This window comes from Shimia sagamensis, assembly GCF_900182745.1.
GTDB lineage: Bacteria > Pseudomonadota > Alphaproteobacteria > Rhodobacterales > Rhodobacteraceae > Shimia > Shimia sagamensis.
In genome coordinates, this window is the sequence record NZ_FXTY01000006.1 from 216932 (window position 1) to 237268 (window position 20337).

At 57.0% G+C, this 20337-nt stretch carries 21 protein-coding genes; 9 read left to right on the forward strand and 12 right to left on the reverse strand.

Annotated elements, in window-relative coordinates:
• Window positions 1–10: 10 nt before the first annotated feature.
• The 5 genes from QOL67_RS16405 to argH all read right to left on the reverse strand — a co-directional run bounded on the left by QOL67_RS16405 (window position 11) and on the right by argH (window position 6114).
• A complete protein-coding gene (locus QOL67_RS16405) occupies window positions 11–2575 on the reverse strand; it encodes a TIGR02302 family protein (protein WP_283427059.1) in 2565 nt (854 codons plus the stop codon).
• A 21-nt stretch (window positions 2576–2596) separates the two neighbouring features.
• Window positions 2597–3877, reverse strand: coding sequence for a diaminopimelate decarboxylase (gene lysA, locus QOL67_RS16410; RefSeq protein WP_283427060.1), 1281 nt, complete (start codon window positions 3875–3877; stop codon window positions 2597–2599).
• Window positions 3878–3960: 83 nt separating this feature from the next.
• Window positions 3961–4278: a DUF2834 domain-containing protein gene (locus QOL67_RS16415; RefSeq protein WP_283427061.1), complete on the reverse strand. Its 318-nt coding sequence runs from the start codon at window positions 4276–4278 to the stop codon at window positions 3961–3963.
• A gap of 104 nt (window positions 4279–4382) precedes the next feature.
• Entirely contained in the window at window positions 4383–4580 is a 198-nt protein-coding gene (locus tag QOL67_RS16420; RefSeq protein ID WP_283427062.1) for a hypothetical protein, read from the reverse strand.
• A 139-nt stretch (window positions 4581–4719) separates the two neighbouring features.
• Complete coding sequence (gene argH / locus QOL67_RS16425) at window positions 4720–6114, reverse strand: argininosuccinate lyase (protein WP_283427063.1); 1395 nt, start codon at window positions 6112–6114, stop codon at window positions 4720–4722.
• 22 nt (window positions 6115–6136) lie between these two features.
• On the opposite strand from argH, the gene QOL67_RS16430 reads away from it, so the two are divergent.
• The 5 genes from QOL67_RS16430 to phbB all read left to right on the forward strand — a co-directional run bounded on the left by QOL67_RS16430 (window position 6137) and on the right by phbB (window position 10735).
• Window positions 6137–6739 (forward strand): TlpA family protein disulfide reductase, encoded by a 603-nt coding sequence (locus QOL67_RS16430; RefSeq protein ID WP_283427064.1) that lies wholly within the window; start codon window positions 6137–6139, stop codon window positions 6737–6739.
• A gap of 41 nt (window positions 6740–6780) precedes the next feature.
• Window positions 6781–7398, forward strand: a complete 618-nt coding sequence (locus tag QOL67_RS16435) for a hypothetical protein (protein ID WP_283427065.1) — start codon at window positions 6781–6783, stop codon at window positions 7396–7398.
• 200 nt (window positions 7399–7598) lie between these two features.
• Window positions 7599–8438, forward strand: a complete 840-nt coding sequence (locus QOL67_RS16440; RefSeq protein WP_283427066.1) for an EAL domain-containing protein — start codon at window positions 7599–7601, stop codon at window positions 8436–8438.
• Window positions 8439–8640: 202 nt separating this feature from the next.
• Complete coding sequence (locus QOL67_RS16445) at window positions 8641–9819, forward strand: acetyl-CoA C-acetyltransferase (RefSeq protein WP_283427067.1); 1179 nt, start codon at window positions 8641–8643, stop codon at window positions 9817–9819.
• A gap of 193 nt (window positions 9820–10012) precedes the next feature.
• A complete protein-coding gene (phbB, locus tag QOL67_RS16450) occupies window positions 10013–10735 on the forward strand; it encodes an acetoacetyl-CoA reductase (RefSeq protein ID WP_164644962.1) in 723 nt (240 codons plus the stop codon).
• Window positions 10736–10809: 74 nt separating this feature from the next.
• Here the strand turns inward: phbB and QOL67_RS16455 are convergent, their stop codons facing one another.
• Window positions 10810–10968: a hypothetical protein gene (locus QOL67_RS16455; protein WP_283427068.1), complete on the reverse strand. Its 159-nt coding sequence runs from the start codon at window positions 10966–10968 to the stop codon at window positions 10810–10812.
• 116 nt (window positions 10969–11084) lie between these two features.
• Between QOL67_RS16455 and gcvA the strand changes: the two genes are divergently transcribed.
• Entirely contained in the window at window positions 11085–12035 is a 951-nt protein-coding gene (gcvA, locus tag QOL67_RS16460) for a transcriptional regulator GcvA (protein ID WP_283427069.1), read from the forward strand.
• Window positions 12032–12898, forward strand: coding sequence for an aromatic amino acid exporter YddG (yddG, locus tag QOL67_RS16465; RefSeq protein WP_283427070.1), 867 nt, complete (start codon window positions 12032–12034; stop codon window positions 12896–12898). Before gcvA ends, yddG begins: the two co-directional genes overlap by 4 nt.
• A 3-nt stretch (window positions 12899–12901) precedes the next feature.
• Here yddG and QOL67_RS16470 read toward each other — a convergent pair whose 3' ends face one another.
• The 3 genes from QOL67_RS16470 to QOL67_RS16480 form a co-directional block, all read right to left on the reverse strand.
• Entirely contained in the window at window positions 12902–13066 is a 165-nt protein-coding gene (locus tag QOL67_RS16470) for a YdcH family protein (RefSeq protein WP_164644966.1), read from the reverse strand.
• Window positions 13067–13268: 202 nt separating this feature from the next.
• Window positions 13269–14021: a tRNA1(Val) (adenine(37)-N6)-methyltransferase gene (locus tag QOL67_RS16475; RefSeq protein WP_283427071.1), complete on the reverse strand. Its 753-nt coding sequence runs from the start codon at window positions 14019–14021 to the stop codon at window positions 13269–13271.
• Window positions 14018–14239 carry a putative signal transducing protein gene (locus QOL67_RS16480; RefSeq protein ID WP_283427072.1) on the reverse strand — a complete coding sequence of 74 codons (222 nt, stop codon included), beginning with the start codon at window positions 14237–14239 and terminating at the stop codon, window positions 14018–14020. The genes QOL67_RS16475 and QOL67_RS16480 overlap by 4 nt, the downstream gene beginning before the upstream one ends.
• Window positions 14240–14298: 59 nt before the next feature.
• Here QOL67_RS16480 and QOL67_RS16485 point away from each other — a divergent pair, with 59 nt between their 5' ends.
• Complete coding sequence (locus QOL67_RS16485; protein ID WP_283427073.1) at window positions 14299–15300, forward strand: polyprenyl synthetase family protein; 1002 nt, start codon at window positions 14299–14301, stop codon at window positions 15298–15300.
• On the opposite strand, the gene QOL67_RS16490 is transcribed toward QOL67_RS16485, so the two are convergent.
• The 3 genes from QOL67_RS16490 to QOL67_RS16500 all read right to left on the reverse strand — a co-directional run bounded on the left by QOL67_RS16490 (window position 15297) and on the right by QOL67_RS16500 (window position 19600).
• The gene (locus QOL67_RS16490) at window positions 15297–16142 is read right to left on the reverse strand and encodes a 4-(cytidine 5'-diphospho)-2-C-methyl-D-erythritol kinase (RefSeq protein WP_283427074.1); all 846 of its coding nucleotides are present in this window, start codon (window positions 16140–16142) and stop codon (window positions 15297–15299) included. The genes QOL67_RS16485 and QOL67_RS16490 overlap by 4 nt on opposite strands.
• The gene (locus QOL67_RS16495) at window positions 16132–17838 is read right to left on the reverse strand and encodes a tetratricopeptide repeat protein (RefSeq protein ID WP_283427075.1); all 1707 of its coding nucleotides are present in this window, start codon (window positions 17836–17838) and stop codon (window positions 16132–16134) included. The genes QOL67_RS16490 and QOL67_RS16495 overlap by 11 nt, the downstream gene beginning before the upstream one ends.
• Before the next feature lie 112 nt (window positions 17839–17950).
• Window positions 17951–19600: an electron transfer flavoprotein-ubiquinone oxidoreductase gene (locus QOL67_RS16500; protein WP_283427076.1), complete on the reverse strand. Its 1650-nt coding sequence runs from the start codon at window positions 19598–19600 to the stop codon at window positions 17951–17953.
• Window positions 19601–19852: 252 nt separating this feature from the next.
• On the opposite strand from QOL67_RS16500, the gene greA reads away from it, so the two are divergent.
• On the forward strand, window positions 19853–20323 hold the full coding sequence (greA, locus tag QOL67_RS16505) for a transcription elongation factor GreA (protein WP_283427077.1): 471 nt from the start codon (window positions 19853–19855) through the stop codon (window positions 20321–20323).
• Window positions 20324–20337: the final 14 nt, after the last annotated feature.

Below are 20337 nucleotides of genomic sequence, written 5' to 3' on the forward strand. Positions count from 1 at the left end.
GCCAAGATGGTCAGAACCGCTCCAGCAACCGTTCAAGATAGCTTCGCTCGGCTTCTGAACGCTCTGCATCCCCGGCCCGGCGGCGAATTTCGTCCAGCAAACGCCGCGCTTGGCGATACACATCTTCGCCCTGCAACAAGCCTTCATCTGTGCCAGACGCCCCGCGGTTGCCTTGGCTACGCCCCAACGGGTCCTGGGCATTGCCCTGCGCTTCAGCTGTACCTTGTTGGCCTTGCTGTTGCTGTTGTGCCATTGCTTCGCCAAGGTTGCGCAGCCCATCACGCAGCGCGTCCATCGCTTCTGCTTGCCGATCAATCGCCGTGGCCAGATCGTCTTCGCGCAACGCCTCCTCAGCACCTTCCATCGCACCTTCGGCCTGACCAAGCGCTTCGCGCGCCGCATCCCCTTCGGGGGTGCCCTGCCCTGGTAGATTTTGCATTTGACGGTTCAATTCTTGACGCAGGGCCTGCTGGCGATCTTCAAGCGCACCTTGATCATCGCCATTGGATTGTCCGGTTTCACCGTCGCCTTCGCCCTCACCGTCTCCTTCACCACCGGTGCCGTCATGTGCCTGACCACGCCCTTCGCCACCGCTGTAGCCTTGGTTCTCTTGCGACTGACCACTCTGGGCGCCGGGATTAAACTGCTCCTGCAGCTCACGGAACGCCTCATCCGACAGCCCCTGCTGCTCCCGCAACGTGTCCGCCAGACCTTCCATGGCCTGCTCACCTTGATTTTGCTCACCTTGGCCTTGTGTAACCCGCATGTTCTCCATGAGCTGTTGCAACTCTTCCAGCGCTTGCTGCGCTTCCGCCATACGGCCTTCTTCCATCAGCTCTTGGATGCGATCCATCATGCGCTGCAAGTCGTCCTGGCTCATCTGCATGGAGTTCTCAGCGCTCTGCTGGTCTTCGCCCTGCTCACCGTTCTCTTGTTGACGCCGCGCCAACTCGCGCATGTAGTCTTCCGTTGCCTCGCGTAGTTCCTGCATCAAACGCGCAATTTCTGCATCGCTGGCACCGTTCTTCATGGCTTCTGACAACCGCTCCTGCGCCTGTCGCAACCGCTCCGCCGCGCCACCAAGATCGCCATCTTCCAGGTTGAGCGCCAACTGCCAAAGTGCGCCAGCCAATTCATCCCGCTTCTCTTCTGACAGCCCATGAGAGACATTCACCTCCAAGCGGCGCAGGATTGTCCGGAACCGCAAGTAATCCGTCTCCCGCCGGAATACACTGTCTTCGGGACGGTGTGAGACCGCCCGCATCAGCTGCGCCACTCGCTTGCCGTTTTCGCGCGACCACAGCAAATCCCGGCGCATCTCAATCACCGCTGCAGCCAGCGGGTCAAAAAACCGTCGCGCCGGCAATTCAAACTGCAACGCCCCAGATTGCCCTTCAAGCCCTGCGTCGTCCTCAACGGTCAACGTGACTTGCACCGGCAAATGCGCCCAGGGATGCTCCGAGAAATCCTCAATCAACGTCTCTTCAAACGACGCCCGGTCGCCAGAAATTGGCAACGGCAGCTCGACAACCAGAGCGTCCCGTGGCTCTGGTTCCACCCGCAGTCCATACCGCCGCACCACGCCCTCTAAGTCCAATGCAACCGTTGCAGTCCCCGCCACCACACCATAATCATCCGTCGCTTGAAACGGCAGGATCATCTCCCCCCGCCCCGACGCTTCGACCTGCCCGCTCAGGATCACCGTTGGCGCCCGGTCATCCTGCATGACGATGTTCCACGCGGCCCCACCGGGTCCAGCAATCTCCAGCTCCCCGGTCTGACGGACATCAAAGCTCTGCTCCGGCTCCGCCGCACTCTCAATTGCCCCCAAACGGCCGGAGACTGTTTCCGCGACAGTCAAGGCTCCAACTTCGCCGTAGAGGCGCAGCAAAACCCGGCTGCCCTCCGGCAACACAATCTTTCCGCCAGGTTGATCATTCAAGTAAAGCGCAGGTTTGCCTGTGTAACTGGGCGGCTCAATCCAGCCCTCCCAGGTTGGGCCACTGGCCAGGGCCGCACTCCCACCTGGTCCCAACTCCCGCACGGAAGCGAGGTTGGAGAACGAACCAACAAAAAATGCCATCATCAGCAACAGCACAGCAGTATAACGCACACCAAACGGGTCCAGCCGCGAAACCCGCAAATCCGGTTGAACCGCCCTTGCATCTTTGGACAGCACCGCCATGCGCGTTTGGTGTGCCGCCCAAAGCGCTTGAGACGCCGCGTCCTCTTTGCCCACCGCAGGCACATCACGCAACGCGGCGATCGGGCGTCCGGGCAAAGTCGCGTCTAGGCGTGCAATCGCCATGTCACGGGACGGCAAAACAAGCTTTCGTGCCCCGCGCACCACAAACACACCGGTTCCGGCAATCGCAAGAAACCCACAAATCCAAATCATTTCCAGCGGCAAATGATCCTGCACGCCCACCATAAGTGCGGCCAACACCACAAAGGCGATTGTCCACACCGGCCAAAATGCTCGGGTGAATGATTCTGCAAACAGACCCAACCGGGTCAGGCCAATGACCCACCGAAGGTGCAACAAGGCTGCATCTGAAGGGGTTGGACGGGTCACGGCGCTCCTATCGGCTGGCTCTTAGTCGCTGGTCTGATCCAGCCACTCTGGGATGCTATCGCGGTTTATCATCTCTTCATAGCTTGGACGTCGGCGGATAACCGCAAATTGATCATCTTTCACCAGGACCTCAGGGATCAGCGGCCGCGTGTTGTACTCGCTGGCCATCACCGCGCCATAGGCCCCCGCGCTGCGGAAAGCGATCAAATCACCGTCTTCAAGCTCTGCCATATTGCGCCCCTTGGCAAAGGTGTCGCCAGATTCACAAACCGGCCCAACGATGTCATATTGTGCAGGCTCCTGCCCCGGCGCGGCCTCGATGACCGGTACGATATCATGGTGCGCCTCATACATCGCAGGACGGATCAGGTCGTTCATCGCCCCGTCGACAATCAGAAACTCGCGGTCCTCGCCGGATTTCACGTAGATCACCTTGCAGACCATGATGCCCGCGTTGCCCGCAATCAAACGGCCCGGCTCAATCTCAATCTCACAATTCAAATGGCCCAGCACCCGTTTCACCATCGCGCCATATTCCATCGGCAGCGGCGGCGCAGAGTTGGAGCGTTCATAGGGAATGCCCAAGCCACCGCCCAGATCCAACCGTTTGATGTCGTGCCCTTCGGCCCGCAACTGCTCGGTCAGCTCGGCCACTTTCTTGTATGCAGCTTCAAACGGCTCCAATTGAGTCAGCTGGCTGCCGATGTGCACATCAATGCCAATGACTTTGAGGCCAGGCAATGTCGCCGCAAGCGCGTACACTTCTTTGGCGCGGCTAATAGGGATACCAAATTTGTTCTCGGATTTACCGGTTGCGATTTTGGCGTGGGTCTTGGCATCCACATCCGGGTTCACGCGGATGGTGATCGGCGCCTCAACACCCAAACGGCTCGCAACCGCGCTGATTGCGGCCATTTCCGGCTCGCTCTCCACGTTGAACTGGCGAATACCGCCGGTCAGCGCAAGCGCGATCTCGTCTTCAGTTTTGCCCACACCGGAGAACACAATCTTGTCGCCCGGCACACCGGCGGCTTTGGCGCGTGCATACTCGCCGCCAGACACTACGTCCATTCCCGCGCCCAGTGCAGCCAGGGTTTTCAGGATCGCCTGATTGGAGGCCGCTTTCATGGCGTAGCACACCAAGTGATCGGTGCCTTCCAGCGCCTCATCAAACAGGCGGAAGTGACGTTCAAACGTCGCGGTAGAATAGCAATAAAACGGCGTGCCAACCTGTGCGGCAATTTCCTTCACCGGCACATCTTCGGCAAACAACTCCCCGTTGCGATAAAGAAAATGATCCATGGTGCCGTCTCCTGCTTGCGCTAGCGTAGTTCGGCCTCTCTCATACGCCGCGGCGCAGCGCCAATCAATCCTCGTACGAAGAGTTACTTCACCGGTTTTGCCCGCAAGAACAGATAAAGCGGCAAGCCACAGCTCACACCAATCATCCAGGTCGCCGGAATCGCCAAGAGCGAAATCCAATTGCGCCGCACCCAGACCTCGACCAGTATCCACAAATTCAGCGTGATGGCGGCAATCACCAGATCCCAATAAAGGCCCGTCACCGCTTCATTCGCTTTCCAAAGCGCCATCAAAGCCTGCAGGTCAAACCCGTTTGTGGCGATCCATGGCCCTAGATACATCATGGGCTGAACCGCGCCCCAAATGGCCAATCCCAGAAATACCCAACGCAAAGGTGACATGTCTTCCCCAATCCAAAAATATGAGCGGCACCACAGATACGGCATCGCCTTAGATTCGGATCAGAATGTCCCGATTAGGGATATGCTTTCAAGGGTCTATGCCCTTAGCAGCCGTACCACCGGCATCCACCACCCACGGAAATGCTCACTGTACCGTTTGTCACGCCAACGCTGCCCGAAGTATGTACCCCGTCGGACCCAATTCCGATATTGGCATTGGCCCGGGGTGTCCATGGTTCTCCATCCACGCCACAGGCGGTCACGACCGCCAAACTCAGACAGGCAAAAACAACGCGGAACATAAGGGGTCTCCCGTGGCAGCAGCGCCGAACTGAGCACTTGCACCCCCAGTGCAAAGCTCATCGACACGACCACCATACGGAAAAACCGTAATAAATGAAAAGGGGAAACAGCGCCCTCTGGCGTCACTTCCCCTGTGTCTTAGCCGTCCAGCTTGGCTTTCCAAGCGGCAACTTGCTCGCGCACACGTGTAGGTGCGGTGCCACCGTAAGACATGCGCGAGGACACAGAATTGTGCACGCCCAGCACACCAAACACATCTTCGGTGATAGCGGCGTGTACGGACTGCATGTCTTCCAGCGTCAGATCTGGCAGGTCGCACTCTTTACTTTCGGCCATCGCCACCAGAGACCCGGTCACGTGGTGCGCATCGCGGAACGGCATGTTCAACGCCCGCACCAGCCAATCGGCCAAATCGGTTGCTGTAGAGAAGCCACTGCCTGCCGCCGCTTCAAGGCTGTCTTGGTTGGCGGTCATGTCTTTGACCATGCCTTCCATCGCAGCCAACGCCAGCATCAGGTTGTCGGCTGCATCAAAGACCTGCTCTTTGTCTTCCTGCATGTCTTTGGAATACGTCAGGGGAAGGCCCTTCATGACCATCAGAAGCGCAGTGTTGGCCCCAAAAATCCGGCCAATTTTTGCGCGGATCAGCTCCGCAGCATCCGGGTTCTTCTTCTGTGGCATGATCGAGCTGCCGGTGGAGAAGCGATCCGACAGCGTCACAAAACGGAACTGCGCCGAGGACCAAATCACCAGCTCTTCTGCAAAGCGGCTCAGGTGCATGGCGCAGATGCTGGATGCCGAGAGGAACTCCAGCGCAAAGTCACGGTCTGCCACGGCATCCAAAGAGTTCGCAGATGGGCGATCAAAGCCCAGTGCATTGGCTGTCATCTCGCGATCAATTGGGAAGGATGTTCCTGCCAGCGCAGCCGCGCCCAAAGGCGATTCATTCATCCGAACACGTGCATCTTTGAAGCGAGAAAGATCGCGACCAAACATTTCCACATACGCCATCATATGGTGACCCCAGGTCACCGGCTGCGCGGTCTGCAAATGTGTGAAGCCCGGCATCACCCAATCCGCGCCGGCTTCCGCTTGCGCGACAAACGACCGGATCAGCGCCTCAAGCCCCGCAATCGCGGCATCAATCTGATCGCGCACCCAGAGTTTGAAGTCGGTCGCAACTTGGTCATTCCGGCTCCGGCCGGTGTGCAAACGCCCGGCCGGTTCCCCAATCAAAACCTTCAAACGTGCTTCCACATTCATGTGAATGTCTTCCAGCGCAGTCGAAAATTCAAAATTGCCGCTTTCAATCTCTGACAAGACCGTGAGAAGCCCTTCCCGAATGGCTTCCGCATCGCTATCAGTCAGGATGCCCGTCTTGGCAAGCATTGCCGCATGGGCCCGAGAGCCAGCAATGTCCTGTGCCGCCATACGTTGATCGTAGCCAATAGATGCGTTGATCGCTTCCATAATGGCGTCCGGTCCGGCGGCAAAACGGCCACCCCACATCTGGTTTGAGGTATCTTTGGTCATGAGAAGCCCTTTTGGAGGGAAGATGAAATTAAATGGGTCCGCGCTGGTGTATACAGGCTTGGCAGCAATCGCAATTGCCGCCCTCTCCTTTGTTGCCTTGAAACCGACGGCAACCGCCGAAACCCGCGATTTTTCCGCCGTTGTCGACATGCGCGACGGCGATATGCGCAAACTGAACTTCCATTCAGCCCCCAAAAAGGTATCGCAAAACAGCTTCATCACCGAGGACGGAGGCGAAGCCACATTGGCGGACTACAAAGGCAAAGTGGTGCTGCTAAATTTCTGGGCCACATGGTGTGCCCCCTGCCGCCACGAAATGCCTATGCTGTCTGAGCTGCAGTCCGAACTTAACGGCGACGACTTTGAGGTTGTGACCCTCGCAACCGGCCGTAACATGGTCCCAGCGATGCAGAAATTCTTTGATGAGATTGGCGTGGACAACCTCCCGCTTCACCGCGACCCGAAACAGGTCGTTGCACGCGAAATGGCGGTCTTTGGGCTGCCGGCAACCATCATTATGGATCGTGACGGTCGAGAAATTGCGCGTTTACAAGGAGATGCGGACTGGTCCAGCGAAAACGCCCGTGCTATCCTTGCCGCCGTGATCGCCATGGGAAATCCCTGAGGCCTGAAGCCCTGTCGTTTGGCACATAAGAAGAGACACACATGATCCGCCACGCCTTGGTTTCTTTTTTCCTGTTGGGTGTCCCCGTCCAACTTGCTGCGCAAGATATCCAGCAGCACGGCAGGCACACCAAGATCGAGATGGTGAAAAAATTCGACCTACGCGGCGATGCCCGTGCCGCCTTCCGCCAATTCAAGCGCAAATCGGACTACTTCGGCACCATCTATATAAACCGCCCAGAGCGCCACGCCGGCGTGCACTCCAACGCAAACTCGCCTTGGCTGTCTGATGCCTACGCCCAAGCCTTGTGCCACAAAAAATCTCGTAATCCGGATTACTGCGTACTTTATGCCCGCAGTCTGCCCAAGAACTACGACGCGACCCATTTTGGCGTCACCTTGTCATACGCAGGCAACAAGGAGTTTCGCGAATACAGAAAGCTACAAAACAAAAAACGCTCCGGCGCTTTCGCAATCGCAGACAACGGCGCTACGGGATATTCTTGGGCGGAAGCCTCACCGCAGATAGCCCAACACGAAGCGCTTCGTCGCTGCGCGAAAGCCTCAAGTGAGGTGCTACGGGAAGCTCCTGAAAACCTTCACAGCCTGCTCTCCAGCCCAGCCCGACAAGCCTGCCGCGTGGTCCATCGCTCCAACTAAGTGCAATCAGACCCACACCAACCGTTCCTTAAACTCTGAGACACAAACTGGCCCTACAGCCTCCAAGTCGCCTCAAGTTAGTTAAAAACAGGGCTAAAACACCCCTGTTCAGCCCCCTGCCAGATAGGCATTTTAAGACATGGTTCATGTCTGTGTCCTTAAATGGGCACGCTGCTAAATGGGATGATGGGAAGCCTGCTATGGATCGCCCAAAGAAAAAGAAACGCAAAGCTGGCGCGGCGCGAGAGCATCGCAGCCCACTGGCCTACGCCCTCGATACAAGGGATTCCTCCACGCTGGACATGGTCCGCGAGGCCATTGCACACAAGCAAGTGATGCTTGCCTACCAGCCAGTAGTGCAATCCTCCAACACCAAACGGCCCGCCTTTTATGAAGGATTGGTGCGTGTCTTGGATGAAACCGGCCGTATCATTCCCGCCAAAGATTTTATGGGCGCCGTAGAGGACAATGAGCTGGGACGTCAGTTGGACGTTTTGGCCCTGGAACTTGGCCTTCAAGCGCTGGCGGAACAGCCAGGCCTGCGCCTGTCCATCAACATGTCCGCGCGATCCATCGGATATGCCCCTTGGATGGATTGCCTGCAGCGTGGCCTGGCCCGTGCCGCCACAATCCCTGAACGGCTGATCTTCGAAATTTCCGAAAAATCTGTCGTGCAAGTTCCTGAGATCGTCAAAGGTTTCATGGACGAGCTGCACATCAAAGGCATGTCCTTTGCGCTTGACGACTATGGCGCTGGCTTGACCACGCTAACGGTGTTCCGCGACTTCGATTTTGATATCATCAAGTTGCATGGCAGCTTTAGCCGCAACATTTCCCAGGATGGCAGCAATCAGGTCTTGGCCTCAGCTGTAGCCGCGATCTGCGAACGTTTTGACATGCATTCTGTGGCCAGCCGCATCGAGAGCCCGGCCGACGCACAGATGATGACAGACCTTGGCTTTGACTGTCTGCAAGGCTTTGCTTTCGGCGCTCCCACGATCTCGCCGCCATGGAAGCAACGCAAAAGCGACGCCGCCTAACTCCTCCTCTGCCCCCTCAATCAATCACAATGCTCACCGTTATGGCGCAATCTCGCCGTGCGACTTTAGGCCTGTGACAGCCTGACCGTTGCCGCAGTGCGGCAAATACGCTATTGACGTTACGGAAACGAAGTTCTGCGGGTTGCCTGAGGGGGGCGGTCCCGCCCATGCTTCGTCCAGCATTTTGGTAGAGGATTTGCATATGACCAACGTAGTGATTGCTTCCGCGGCGCGGACCGCTGTGGGTAGCTTCAGCGGCGCGTTCGCCAACACCCCCGCACATGATCTCGGCGCCACCGTGCTTCAGGCACTGGTTGAGCGTGCCGGCATCGACAAGGCGGACGTCTCTGAAACCATTCTCGGTCAAGTGCTGACCGGTGGCCAAGGTCAAAACCCGGCGCGTCAAGCGCACGTCAACGCTGGCCTGCCGATCGAAAGCGCCGCCTGGGGCATCAACCAGGTGTGTGGCTCCGGCTTGCGTGCCGTGGCTCTGGCCGCGCAGCACATCCAGTTGGGTGATGCCTCCATTGTGGCCGCTGGTGGTCAAGAAAACATGTCTCTCTCGCCCCACGTCGCACACCTGCGTGCCGGCACCAAAATGGGCGACGTGAAATACATCGACTCCATGATCCGCGACGGCCTGTGGGACGCGTTCAACGGCTACCACATGGGCCAAACCGCTGAAAACGTGGCCGAGAAGTGGCAGATCAGCCGCGAGGCACAAGATGCCTTTGCCGTGGCCTCCCAGAACAAGGCCGAAGCCGCTCAAAAGGCAGGCAAATTTTCCGACGAAATTGTGCCTTTCACTGTGAAAACCCGCAAAGGTGACATCGTTGTGGATGCCGACGAATACATCCGCTACGGCGCCACCATGGAAGCCATGCAAAAATTGCGCCCGGCCTTCGTACGTGACGGCGGCACAGTGACGGCGGCCAACGCCTCCGGCCTCAACGACGGCGCTGCAGGTGCCCTTTTGATGACCGCAGAAGAAGCCGATAAACGCGGCATCGAGCCTCTGGCCCGAATCGCCTCTTACGCCACTGCCGGATTGGACCCATCCATCATGGGCGTTGGCCCGATCTACGCCTCCCGCAAGGCGCTGGACAAAGCTGGCTGGTCTGCTGAAGAGCTGGATTTGGTGGAGGCCAACGAAGCTTTCGCCGCACAGGCCTGCGCAGTGAACAAAGATATGGGCTGGAACCCAGAGATTGTGAATGTGAACGGCGGCGCCATCGCCATTGGCCACCCAATTGGGGCCTCCGGTGCACGCATCCTGAACACACTGCTGTTTGAAATGAAGCGCCGCGACGCCAAGAAAGGTCTCGCGACCCTTTGCATCGGCGGCGGCATGGGTGTGGCCATGTGCCTTGAGCGTCCTTGACGCCACGCCCCTATGCGTTTGAGAATAAAAGGGGCGTCAAAACGACGCCCCTTTTTTGGTACTAAGAGGTCATTTTTCGCACAAGCAGCAAAAAATATCTGCAGTGCGGCAATTCATCGCGTAATTATGTTGCGCAACATGATTTAAAAACGTAACAGAGTTACCAGCACATTTACTCACTTGGAGGAATATCATGGCAAGAGTAGCACTCGTCACCGGCGGCAGCCGCGGTATCGGTGAAGCCATCTCAAAAGCACTGAAGGCCGAAGGCTATGACGTCGCAGCAACTTACGCTGGCAACGACGAAAAGGCCGCCGCCTTCACCGAAGCCACTGGCATCAAGACCTACAAATGGAATGTGGCTGACTATGAAGCCTCCAAAGCCGGATTGGCACAGGTCGAGGCCGATCTTGGCCCTATTGACGTGATTGTCGCCAACGCCGGCATCACCCGCGACGCACCTTTCCATAAGATGACACCGGAGCAGTGGCACGAGGTGGTCGACACCAACCTGACCGGCGTGTTCAACACTGTGCACCCTGTCTGGACGGGCATGCGCGAGCGTAAATTTGGCCGCATCATCGTGATCTCCTCGATCAACGGTCAGAAAGGTCAGTTTGCTCAGGTTAACTATGCCGCCACAAAAGCCGGCGATCTTGGCATTGTGAAGTCCCTGGCCCAGGAAGGCGCCCGTGCGGGCATCACCGCCAACGCAATCTGCCCCGGCTACATCGCCACTGAGATGGTCATGGCCGTGCCTGAGAAAGTCCGCGACTCCATCATTGGCCAAATCCCAACCGGCCGCCTGGGGGAACCAGAAGAGATCGCGCGTTGTGTGACCTTCCTCGCCTCTGACGACGCGGGCTTCATCAACGGCTCCACCATCTCAGCCAACGGTGGCCAATTCTTCGTCTGATCCACGACACCTCAGAACACCAAAAGGGCCGGTCGTCTGACCGGCCCTTCTCTTTTGCCCCGTAAGTGCCTGTATCAGGCGCAGCGGGACGGTTCCGTAAGAACACCTTGGTTCAGCGGAACGGATTTGCCACCAAACAGCGCTTTGAAAAGGCCAACAAAGGCGGCGCTACGGGCAGCGTGCGCATCGCTGTAGGCTTGCTGAGTGCGGGCGTTGGGTGCGGTCTCGATCATGGTTGCCTCTCTTCTGTTTGACGATGGAAAACTTAACTGAGACCAATATGGCGCTAACGTACCTTCACGACAAACGAGACTTCCCCCACCTTCACTTAAGCTGTACTTAACTGAATATGTCTGATCGCCTGCCCCCCCTCACCGCGCTGCGTGCCTTTGATGCCGCGCAACGCCATATGTCTTTCGCCAAAGCCGCCGACGAGTTGCACGTCACGCCTGCAGCACTCAGCTATCAGATCAAATCTCTTGAAGAGCACCTCGGCGCGCAGCTGTTTCACCGCCTCAACCGTGCGGTGGCCCTCACCGAAATTGGCGAGACCCTTGCCCCCGGCATTCAGGAAGGTTTCCAAACCCTGTCCGCATCCTGGCGCGCCGCCCAGCGCCAGATGGATGACGCCACGCTTATGGTCACCGCCGGCCCCGCCTTCACCGCCAAATGGTTTGCGCCACGGTTTTACGAATTTGCCCGCGCCCATCCGGACATCGACCTGCGTTTCTCCGCCACCCTGCGCAATCTGGATTTCAACCGAGACGAAGTGGACGTGGCCATCCGCTTTGGCACCCACAAAGAAGAACCCGGACTCTGGGCCGCCCCCATGGCACGCGAATGGGTCAGTCCTGTGATGACCCCTGAAATGGCGGAGCGCTTCCCAACGCCGGAAAGCCTGAAAGACGCCACGCTGATCCACGACGAATCCATCGACTTCTTACGCCCCCGCGCGGATTGGGCGGCCTGGTGCCGCCTGATGAAACTGGACATCGACACCACCCACGGCCCCCGCTTCACCGGTGCTGACCACAGCATCGATGCCGCATTGGCTGGCGCAGGCATCGCCCTTGGTCGCCGCGCCTTGGTGGTGAAGGACATCCACGAAGGCCGCCTTATTGCGCCGTACAAACACGCCATCTGGCTGCAGGCACGCTTCCGCTTTGTGTGTCGGGACGGCACTCAAGACCGCCCGCACATCGCCGCCCTGCGCGACTGGATGATGGCAGAGATAGACAAAACCGCCGAAGTGACCAAAAGCTTGATCATCACGCCGATCGAGGAGATTCCTACCAAATGACCCGCACCAAAGCGACCGCAGTGGGCTTTATTGCTGTGCTGCTCTGGGCTTTGCTTGCCTTGTTCACGGTTGGCAGCGCCCCCACCCCGCCGCTTATGCTCAATGCGCTGTGCTTCACCATCGGCGGCACATTGGGTGTTATCTGGGCCATTGCCACCGGCGAATGGCGCGCCCTGCGCAAGATCCCTTTCAGGGTCTACATTTTTGGCAGCCTCAGTCTGTTTGGCTATCACGCATTGTATTTCTCAGCCCTGCGCCTTGCTCCTGCTGCCGAGGCTGGCCTGATCGCCTACCTTTGGCCCCTTCTGATTGTACTGATGTCTGGTTTGCTGCCCGGTGAAGACCTACGCAAAGGCCACCTCTTGGGCGCTGGCCTCGGTTTTTTTGGCGCAGCGCTGATCATCGGTGGCGGCGGCCTGGGCTTCAATCCAGCTCACCTGCCCGGCTACGGCCTAGCGCTGGCCTGCGCGTTCACCTGGTCAACCTACTCAATCCTGTCACGCCGCCTTGGCGACATTCCGACCGTCTCTGTTGTGGTCTTCTGCCTTGCCACAGCAGTGCTCTCCGCACTCCTACATGTCGCACTTGAAGACACCGTCTGGCCCACCGACACACTCACATGGGTGTCAGTCTTGGCCTTGGGTCTCGGCCCGGTTGGATTGGCATTTTATGTCTGGGATGTGGGGGTCAAACACGGCGACATCCAACTTTTGGGTACCGCCTCTTATGCAGCGCCATTGTTGTCGACTATTGTGTTGGTGTTGGCTGGGTTTGCAGAGCCCACCTTGCATCTGGGGGCGGCCGCCTTACTGATCACTGGCGGCGCGGTGCTTGCCGCGCGCGCCAGCTTGAAATCTAGCTAGGCGTTATGCGGATAATCGCGTGATTTCTTCTTTGAGGCGGAGTTTTTGCTTTTTAAGTTCCGCGACATCAAGATCACTGCTGCCAGGGGCGCGTTGTTCTTGTTCGACTTGGTCAGAGAGGGTTTCGTGCTTGCGTTTCAGCTCTTCGAGGTGTGCGCTTACGCTCATCATGTTCTCCTATGCAAACAATATGTAACAAACTCAGTCCAGCACAGATTTCACGGCCTGTCACGCGTGACTTGTGACGCATTCGAAACACAAGAGAATTTCCGCCGACACAGTCGCAAAACAGTCGTATTACTGACGCGATACCGACGTGGTTTTTTGCCGAATCGGTCAGCTTTAATGACCCGGCCGTTGCGGTAACGATCTAGGGGAACGACAGCGCCGCCCCGTCGCGCAAAACCGCGCGGATCTGATCGGTGTAACTTTCCCCATCACGGGTGTGCACATCGCCTTCATGCATCCGAACCGGCGCATGTAATCGAAACGCAGCCCGCCCACCTTTGACACCACGCACCAACACCAAATTGGCGTCCCGACCAACGCGCGGTTGCAATGGCATCACTTGCACTGAGCCAAGCACACCCTGCATCGCCGACAGCAAGTCCAACAGGCGTTCTGCACGATGCACAAAGGTGGCCGTGCCTTTGGCCGCAAGCCGCTTTGCCGCCACTTCAACCCAGGTGTCCAGAGGCGTGTCCTCCCCCATCGCCACATCCCGTCCCGCATCCTGCGCTGCTGTGCTAGCCGCGCGATCAAAATAGGGAGGGTTGGCAAAGACATGGTCAAACTGCATCTGGCGCAGCTCAATTGGCAACGCGGCCAAATCGGCTTCCCAGATTGTCGCGTCCACACCGTTCTCTTTGGCGTTCCGATGCGCCAGCGCGGCATAGTCCGGCTGCAACTCCACGGCATGAACCACCAGGTTTGGCACACGCTTTGCCAGACACAGGAACGCGGCCCCGGCCCCGCTGCCCAGCTCCAACACACGCGCTCCAGCCTTGGCCGGGATTGTTGCGGCCAACAGAACAGGATCAACCCCCGCGCGATAGCCGTCTTTGGGCTGCCACAAGGTCACCAGGCCATTCAAAAAATCGTTTTGTGTCAACTCCGCGTTCACAACACCCGCCCCAACGCGATGTCGTTATCAAGCATAACCCGTTCTGCCTGCTGCAATTCTTCGGTCCGCACCATCAATCGGCGCGGCAATATGCCAATGCTTCCTTCCAGGACGCTCATGTTTACGTCCATTTCAAAGCAGGCTATACCCTCCCCCTGAAGCAGGGCTGTGGCAAAGGCGATGGTGGTTGGATCTGTGCTACGCAAAAGCTCTTTCATAATAACGATGTAAGGTTAGGGGGCGACCAATGTCGACCCCTCACGACAGGAAGTCCAATATGAGTCTCGATCACGCCGCAAGCAAGCCGCACGAAGCCCTCGCAGTTCTGCTGCGCGATGATATGGATGCGGTCAATACCCTGATCGAAGCGCGCATGGCCTCCAAACATGCACCACGCATTCCTGAAGTGACCGCACACCTCGTTGGCGCCGGTGGCAAACGTTTGCGCCCTATGCTGACTTTGGCCGCTGCCAAACTCTGTGGCTATGACGGCCCCTACCATGTTCACCTCGCGGCCACAGTGGAGTTCATCCACACTGCAACGCTTTTGCATGATGACGTGGTCGATGAGAGTGAGCAGCGCCGCGGCCGCCCGACCGCCAACTTGCTTTGGGACAACAAAAGCTCGGTTTTGGTTGGAGACTACCTGTTCTCCCGCAGCTTCCAGCTGATGACAGAAACCAACAACATAGACGTGTTGCGCATCCTATCCAACGCCTCCGCAACCATTGCGGAAGGTGAGGTGTTGCAGCTCACTGCCGCCACCGATCTCTCGACCAACGAGGATATTTACCTGCAGGTGGTACGAGGAAAGACAGCGGCTTTGTTTTCGGCAGCAACCGAAGTCGGCGGCGTTATCGCGGATGCGAACGCAGATCACGTGAAGGCGCTGTTTGACTACGGTGACGCGCTTGGCATCGCATTTCAAATCGCAGATGACCTGCTCGACTACCAGGGCGACTCAGCCCAAACCGGCAAAAACGTGGGCGACGATTTCCGCGAAAGAAAGTTAACGCTGCCGGTGATCAAGGCTGTTGCACAGGCCACCGACGAGGAGCGCAGCTTCTGGGAGCGCACAATAGAAAAAGGCCGCCAACAAGACGGCGACCTAGATCATGCGTTGTCGCTGATGGACAAATACAACACCTTGAGTGCGACCCGGGACGACGCAATGCAGTGGGCAGAAAAAGCCAAGTCAGCGGTAAAAAAACTTCCAGAGCACGAAATCCGTGGCCTGCTGTCCGGCATTGCTGACTACGTCGTAGCCCGACTGAACTAACGAAAGCGCGCCCCAACACGCCGCGTCGCCACACACCACCAGTCAGGATGGAGGCGGCGCATCATCTCTAACGCTTCATCGCGTTCTGAAGCGTTTTTATAGATCGCAAAACACGTCGCCCCCGACCCGGACATCCGTGCCAATGCGCACCCATTGGTCTGTGACAGCTCAGATAAAACCAGCCCGATCACAGGCTGCAAACCAACCGCCGCCTTCTGCATGTCATTCCGCTGGTCTGCGAGCCATTTGATCACTCCATCAAAGGCCTGCCAATTTGGGAAAGGGCAGCCCATCAATGGGTTATCCCTCTCGCCCATCTCGTCAAACACCCGAGGTGTCGAAACAGACACCCGCGGGTTCACAAGCAGCATCGACCAGTCCGGCGGCGTATCCAATCGGTCAATTTCTTCCCCAATACCTCGCATACGGACAAGCTCCGGCTCCATGCACACCGGCACATCCGCCCCCAAGGAAGAAAGTGTTTCTCGGTCAGGCAACGGAAGATCGTACAAGGCACAAAGCGCTCGAATTGCTGCTGCCCCGTCAGACGATCCTCCGCCAATGCCTGCCATTGCTGGCAGTGACTTTGTCAGCGTGATCTTTGCGGAAACGCCGAGCAGTTCCGCTGCGCGGATCACCAAGTTGCTGCGGTCAGCGGGGACACCAGCTGCCATGGCCCCAACCACGATCAAGCTGGTTTCCCGCGCCCTCTCCACTGTCAAGCGATCCCCAACGTCGGTCAGCATCACCAACGAATCCAATTGGTGGTAGCCGTCAGCCCGTCGCCCAGTCACATGTAATGTCAGGTTGATCTTGGCGGGCGCGAAAGCCTCAATTGCCATCCGTCGCCGTCAAAGGCTCTGCGCCTTCTTCCTCAAGAACCGCGTCCAAGCCCACTTCAAGCTTGCGCCGAATGCGATCGGGCTTAGCCTCTTCTGCGGTTTCTTCATCCACAAAGCTCAACGCACGCCGCCATTGAAACTGCGCTTCTAACTCACGCCCAACTGCCCAATACACATCACCAAGATGGTCTGTCACAACTGGATCAACAGGCATAAGTTCACTGGCACGCTCCATTGGCCCAACCGCTTCCTCGTACCGGCCCATGCGGAACAGCACCCAAGCGAGGCTGTCGACAATATAGCCACTGTCAGGACGTGCCGCGACGGCACGCTCAATCATGCTCAACGCCTCATCCAGCTTGATCTGTTTCTCGACCAACGAATAACCAAGGTAGTTCAGCACTTGGGGTTGCTCAGGGTTTAGCTCCAATGCCTTGCGGAAATCGGCTTCTGCGGCTTCCCAGTTTCCCAAGCGCTCATGGCTGATTGCGCGCGCATAGAACAAGAACCACTGGCGCATCTCTAAAACATCATAGAGCCCAATGGCCGTGTCATACGAAGTGATCGCACCCTCAAAGTTCTTCTCCTGGCGTCGTAAATCTCCCAAGGCCGTATGTGCGTATGGCAAGTCTGATTGACTTCGGGTCAGAGATTCCAAAACCTCCATTGCCGCCTCGATCTTCCCAGCCTCCCTTAAAGCCTCCGCACGCCCCAACTCGGCCGCGTGAAACGACGGATCGTCTGCGGGCACTTTCTGGTATGTTTGAGAGGCCAGTTCGTAGCGCCCCAACGTTTCCAACAACTCCGCGGTCAACAACAGGGCTTCTGTATGATCTGGTCTCAAGTACTCTGCCAACCTTGCGTAGAGCAATGTGTAGTCCGCATTGGCCTCATTTCTCAGTGCATTTGCTATGGAAAAATATACCTCCGCAATCCCGTCAGCAGCTGAACCAACATGTGTAAACGGCACTGCGTCGCCAGCAACAAGACGTTCACGCAGCATTCGCAACTCAGGATCAAGATCAGCACCAAACGCATCATCCAAGCGCTTAATCGCATCTTCGTTGCGCTCTAACTGCGAGAGAATTTCCACCTCGCTCACAACACCACGCCTGGTGGATTGCATACCGTTCATGGCACCTTCAACGAATATCTCAAGTGCACCCTCAAAGTCCCCGACTGACGCTAACGCCAGTGCTTTGTGGTAGGCGGCAAACCCGCCGAGGCCTTGTTCCTTGGACACATCATCAAAGGCGGCCAACGCTTCTGACATGGCACCACGGCCAATCTGCGCCCATGCTTTCATCAACCCGTCAACCAGCGGCCCAACGCCCGCCCCATCAAGGCGCTCGATCAATTCACCGTAGTTTTCGTCTTCAACCAAACCTGCGGTAATCGCCATCTCAGCAATTTGGCTTTGGTGACCGTCTGCATCCATCTTACGGGCAATAGGCATAGCGCGATCGATTTGCCCTAACGACAAAAACGCCAACACGGCGTTTTCCTGAAGCACAGGGTTACTAGGGTCTTTGGTCAAAGCGTCACTATAGTACCATGCTGCCGCCGCGTAGTCAGAGCCGTAACTTGCCTGGCGTGCAGCCAAGTAGGCTCCTGCCATCCCATCGGCATGCACGGGCAACGCCGCTGCTGCCAAGAGCGCAGAAATCGCAACTGTTTTAAGAAATTGACCGGCCACGTGAGACTCCCATGCACTGACTTCGGATCAAAGGTAGTCGGGGGGCTGCCAACACGCAATGGGGCGACCCACTGGCCGCCCCATGTTTTGGTAAAATTTCCGGGTGTTACGATCACATATTCGGGTAGTTTGGCCCGTCCCCGCCCTGTGGCGTCACCCATGTGATGTTCTGGCTCGGGTCCTTAATATCACATGTCTTGCAGTGTACGCAGTTCTGAAAGTTCATAACAAACCGCGTGTCTTTGCCTTCTTCCTCGACAACTTCGTAAACACCCGCTGGGCAGTACCGCTGTGCAGGCTCTGCAAACTTCGGCAGGTTCACCGCAAGAGGCACATTCTCATCCGCTAGCCGCAAATGACATGGTTGGCTCTCTTCGTGGTTGGTCATCGAAAAGCTGACATTAGTCAAACGATCAAAGGACAGCTTTCCATCGGGCTTCGGATAGTCGATTGGCTTGTGTTTGCTTGCTTCTTCGGTGGCCTCAGCATCATTCTTGCCGTGCTTCACCGTGCCAAACAGAGAAAAGCCCAGCGTGTTGGTCCACATATCCAAACCGCCCAGCATCAAAGACGCCGTCAAGCCCCACTTGGACCAGATCGGTTTTACATTGCGCACCTTTTTGAGATCTTTGCCAATTTCACCACTACGCACGTCGATTTCATAGTCGCTTAGCTCATCACCAGAACGGTCTGCCTTGATCGCGCCAAAGGCCGCCTCAGCTGCCGCCTTGCCAGAAAGCATCGCGTTGTGGTTGCCCTTGATACGCGGCACGTTGACCATACCCACCGAACATCCCAACAGTGCAACGCCCGGCGCCACCATCTTCGGCATCGACTGGTATCCGCCCTCTGAGATCGCCCGCGCGCCATAGGCTACACGCTTGCCGCCTTCTAACAGATCGGCAATCTTCGGGTGATGCTTAAAGCGTTGGAACTCCATGTAAGGGAAAAGGTGCGGATTTTTGTAGTTCAGGTGCACAACAAAACCAACGAACACTTGGTTGTTCTCCAGGTGGTAAATAAAAGAGCCACCGCCCGCGTTACTGCCAAGCGGCCACCCCATGGTGTGGGTCACTTCACCCTCGTTGTGCTTGGCCGGATCGACTTCCCAGATCTCTTTCATGCCAAGGCCAAATTTCTGCGGCTCTTTGCCGTCCTGAAGATTGTACTTGGCAATCACCTCTTTGGCGAGCGAGCCACGCACGCCTTCTGACAGGAACACATATTTACCATGCAATTCCATACCTGGCTCGGTGTTCGGGCCGAAGGAGCCATCTTCTTCCAAACCAAATACACCCGCAACAACACCTTTAACCTCGCCATTGTCGCCATAAACCAGCTCGGAACATGCCATGCCCGGAAAAATTTCCACGCCTAGCTCTTCGGCTTGCTCTGCCATCCAGCGACAGACATTACCCATGGAAACAATGTAGTTGCCATGGTTGTTCATCAAAGGCGGCATAGGGAAATTTGGCACACGGATTTCGCCTGCTTCGCCCAGCATATAGAAATTATCTTGCTTAACCGGAGTGTTAAGCGGTGCGCCTTTTTCCTTCCAGTCGGGCATCAAAGCATCTAAGCCGCATGGGTCAAGTACGGCGCCGGACAGGATATGTGCGCCAACCTCAGAGCCTTTTTCTAGAACCACGACATTCAGCTCCGAGTCCAATTGCTTCAGGCGGATCGCTGCTGATAGGCCTGCAGGACCTGCACCAACGATGACAACGTCATACTCCATGGCTTCGCGTTCGATTTCCGACATTGGCTTCCCTTCCCGGATCGCTGGGTAATTATCTTTCGCATCTGCTAGCGCGACTATTATCATTCCGTCAATCGGAACCCCACGACATTTCGCCCCATTTGAGTATTTTTGCAGCAGTGCAGCATAATTCTTCTTGCATTGGCTTCCACTCTTGCATTTGAAAGCGGTCTCAGGGCACTCTGCCGAGCTAATACGTAATACAGACTGCCGCCCGACCCTTTTCGGCGGCCAATGACCAACGAGACCGCACCCATGGAAAAAATACCAATGACCCGCGCCGGCCACACGGCGCTTGAAGCGGAATTGAAGCAGTTGAAAACGGTGGAGCGTCCCGCGATCATCGAGGCGATTGCCTCTGCTCGCGAGCTTGGCGACCTTAAAGAAAACGCCGAATACCATTCCGCTCGCGAAAAGCAGGGCTTCATCGAAGGCCGTGTCAAAGAGCTTGAAGCGGTGATTGGTCTGGCGGAAGTGATCGATCCTGCAACTCTGTCTGGCACGATCAAATTTGGCGCAACGGTAACTCTGGTCGATGAAGATACCGACGAAGAAAAAACATGGCAGATTGTTGGTGAACACGAAGCCAACGTTGAAAAAGGCTTGCTCAACATCAAGTCACCTATCGCCCGCGCCTTGATTGGCAAAGAGGAAGGCGACAGCGTTGAAGTTCGCACCCCAGGCGGCCAAAAAGGTTACGAAGTTCTAAGTATTTCTTTTCAGTGAATCAGATAGTTAAG

Coding starts and splice junctions, on each gene's coding strand:
- lysA (WP_283427060.1), bottom strand. CDS start 3,877: ATGGATCATTTTCTTTATCGCAACGGGGAGTTGTTTGCCGAAGATGTG.
- QOL67_RS16415 (WP_283427061.1), bottom strand. CDS start 4,278: ATGTCACCTTTGCGTTGGGTATTTCTGGGATTGGCCATTTGGGGCGCG.
- QOL67_RS16420 (WP_283427062.1), bottom strand. CDS start 4,580: ATGTTCCGCGTTGTTTTTGCCTGTCTGAGTTTGGCGGTCGTGACCGCC.
- argH (WP_283427063.1), bottom strand. CDS start 6,114: ATGACCAAAGATACCTCAAACCAGATGTGGGGTGGCCGTTTTGCCGCC.
- QOL67_RS16430 (WP_283427064.1), top strand. CDS start 6,137: ATGAAATTAAATGGGTCCGCGCTGGTGTATACAGGCTTGGCAGCAATC.
- QOL67_RS16435 (WP_283427065.1), top strand. CDS start 6,781: ATGATCCGCCACGCCTTGGTTTCTTTTTTCCTGTTGGGTGTCCCCGTC.
- QOL67_RS16440 (WP_283427066.1), top strand. CDS start 7,599: ATGGATCGCCCAAAGAAAAAGAAACGCAAAGCTGGCGCGGCGCGAGAG.
- QOL67_RS16445 (WP_283427067.1), top strand. CDS start 8,641: ATGACCAACGTAGTGATTGCTTCCGCGGCGCGGACCGCTGTGGGTAGC.
- phbB (WP_164644962.1), top strand. CDS start 10,013: ATGGCAAGAGTAGCACTCGTCACCGGCGGCAGCCGCGGTATCGGTGAA.
- QOL67_RS16455 (WP_283427068.1), bottom strand. CDS start 10,968: ATGATCGAGACCGCACCCAACGCCCGCACTCAGCAAGCCTACAGCGAT.
- gcvA (WP_283427069.1), top strand. CDS start 11,085: ATGTCTGATCGCCTGCCCCCCCTCACCGCGCTGCGTGCCTTTGATGCC.
- yddG (WP_283427070.1), top strand. CDS start 12,032: ATGACCCGCACCAAAGCGACCGCAGTGGGCTTTATTGCTGTGCTGCTC.
- QOL67_RS16470 (WP_164644966.1), bottom strand. CDS start 13,066: ATGAGCGTAAGCGCACACCTCGAAGAGCTGAAACGCAAGCACGAAACC.
- QOL67_RS16480 (WP_283427072.1), bottom strand. CDS start 14,239: ATGAAAGAGCTTTTGCGTAGCACAGATCCAACCACCATCGCCTTTGCC.
- QOL67_RS16485 (WP_283427073.1), top strand. CDS start 14,299: ATGAGTCTCGATCACGCCGCAAGCAAGCCGCACGAAGCCCTCGCAGTT.
- QOL67_RS16490 (WP_283427074.1), bottom strand. CDS start 16,142: ATGGCAATTGAGGCTTTCGCGCCCGCCAAGATCAACCTGACATTACAT.
- QOL67_RS16500 (WP_283427076.1), bottom strand. CDS start 19,600: ATGTCGGAAATCGAACGCGAAGCCATGGAGTATGACGTTGTCATCGTT.
- greA (WP_283427077.1), top strand. CDS start 19,853: ATGGAAAAAATACCAATGACCCGCGCCGGCCACACGGCGCTTGAAGCG.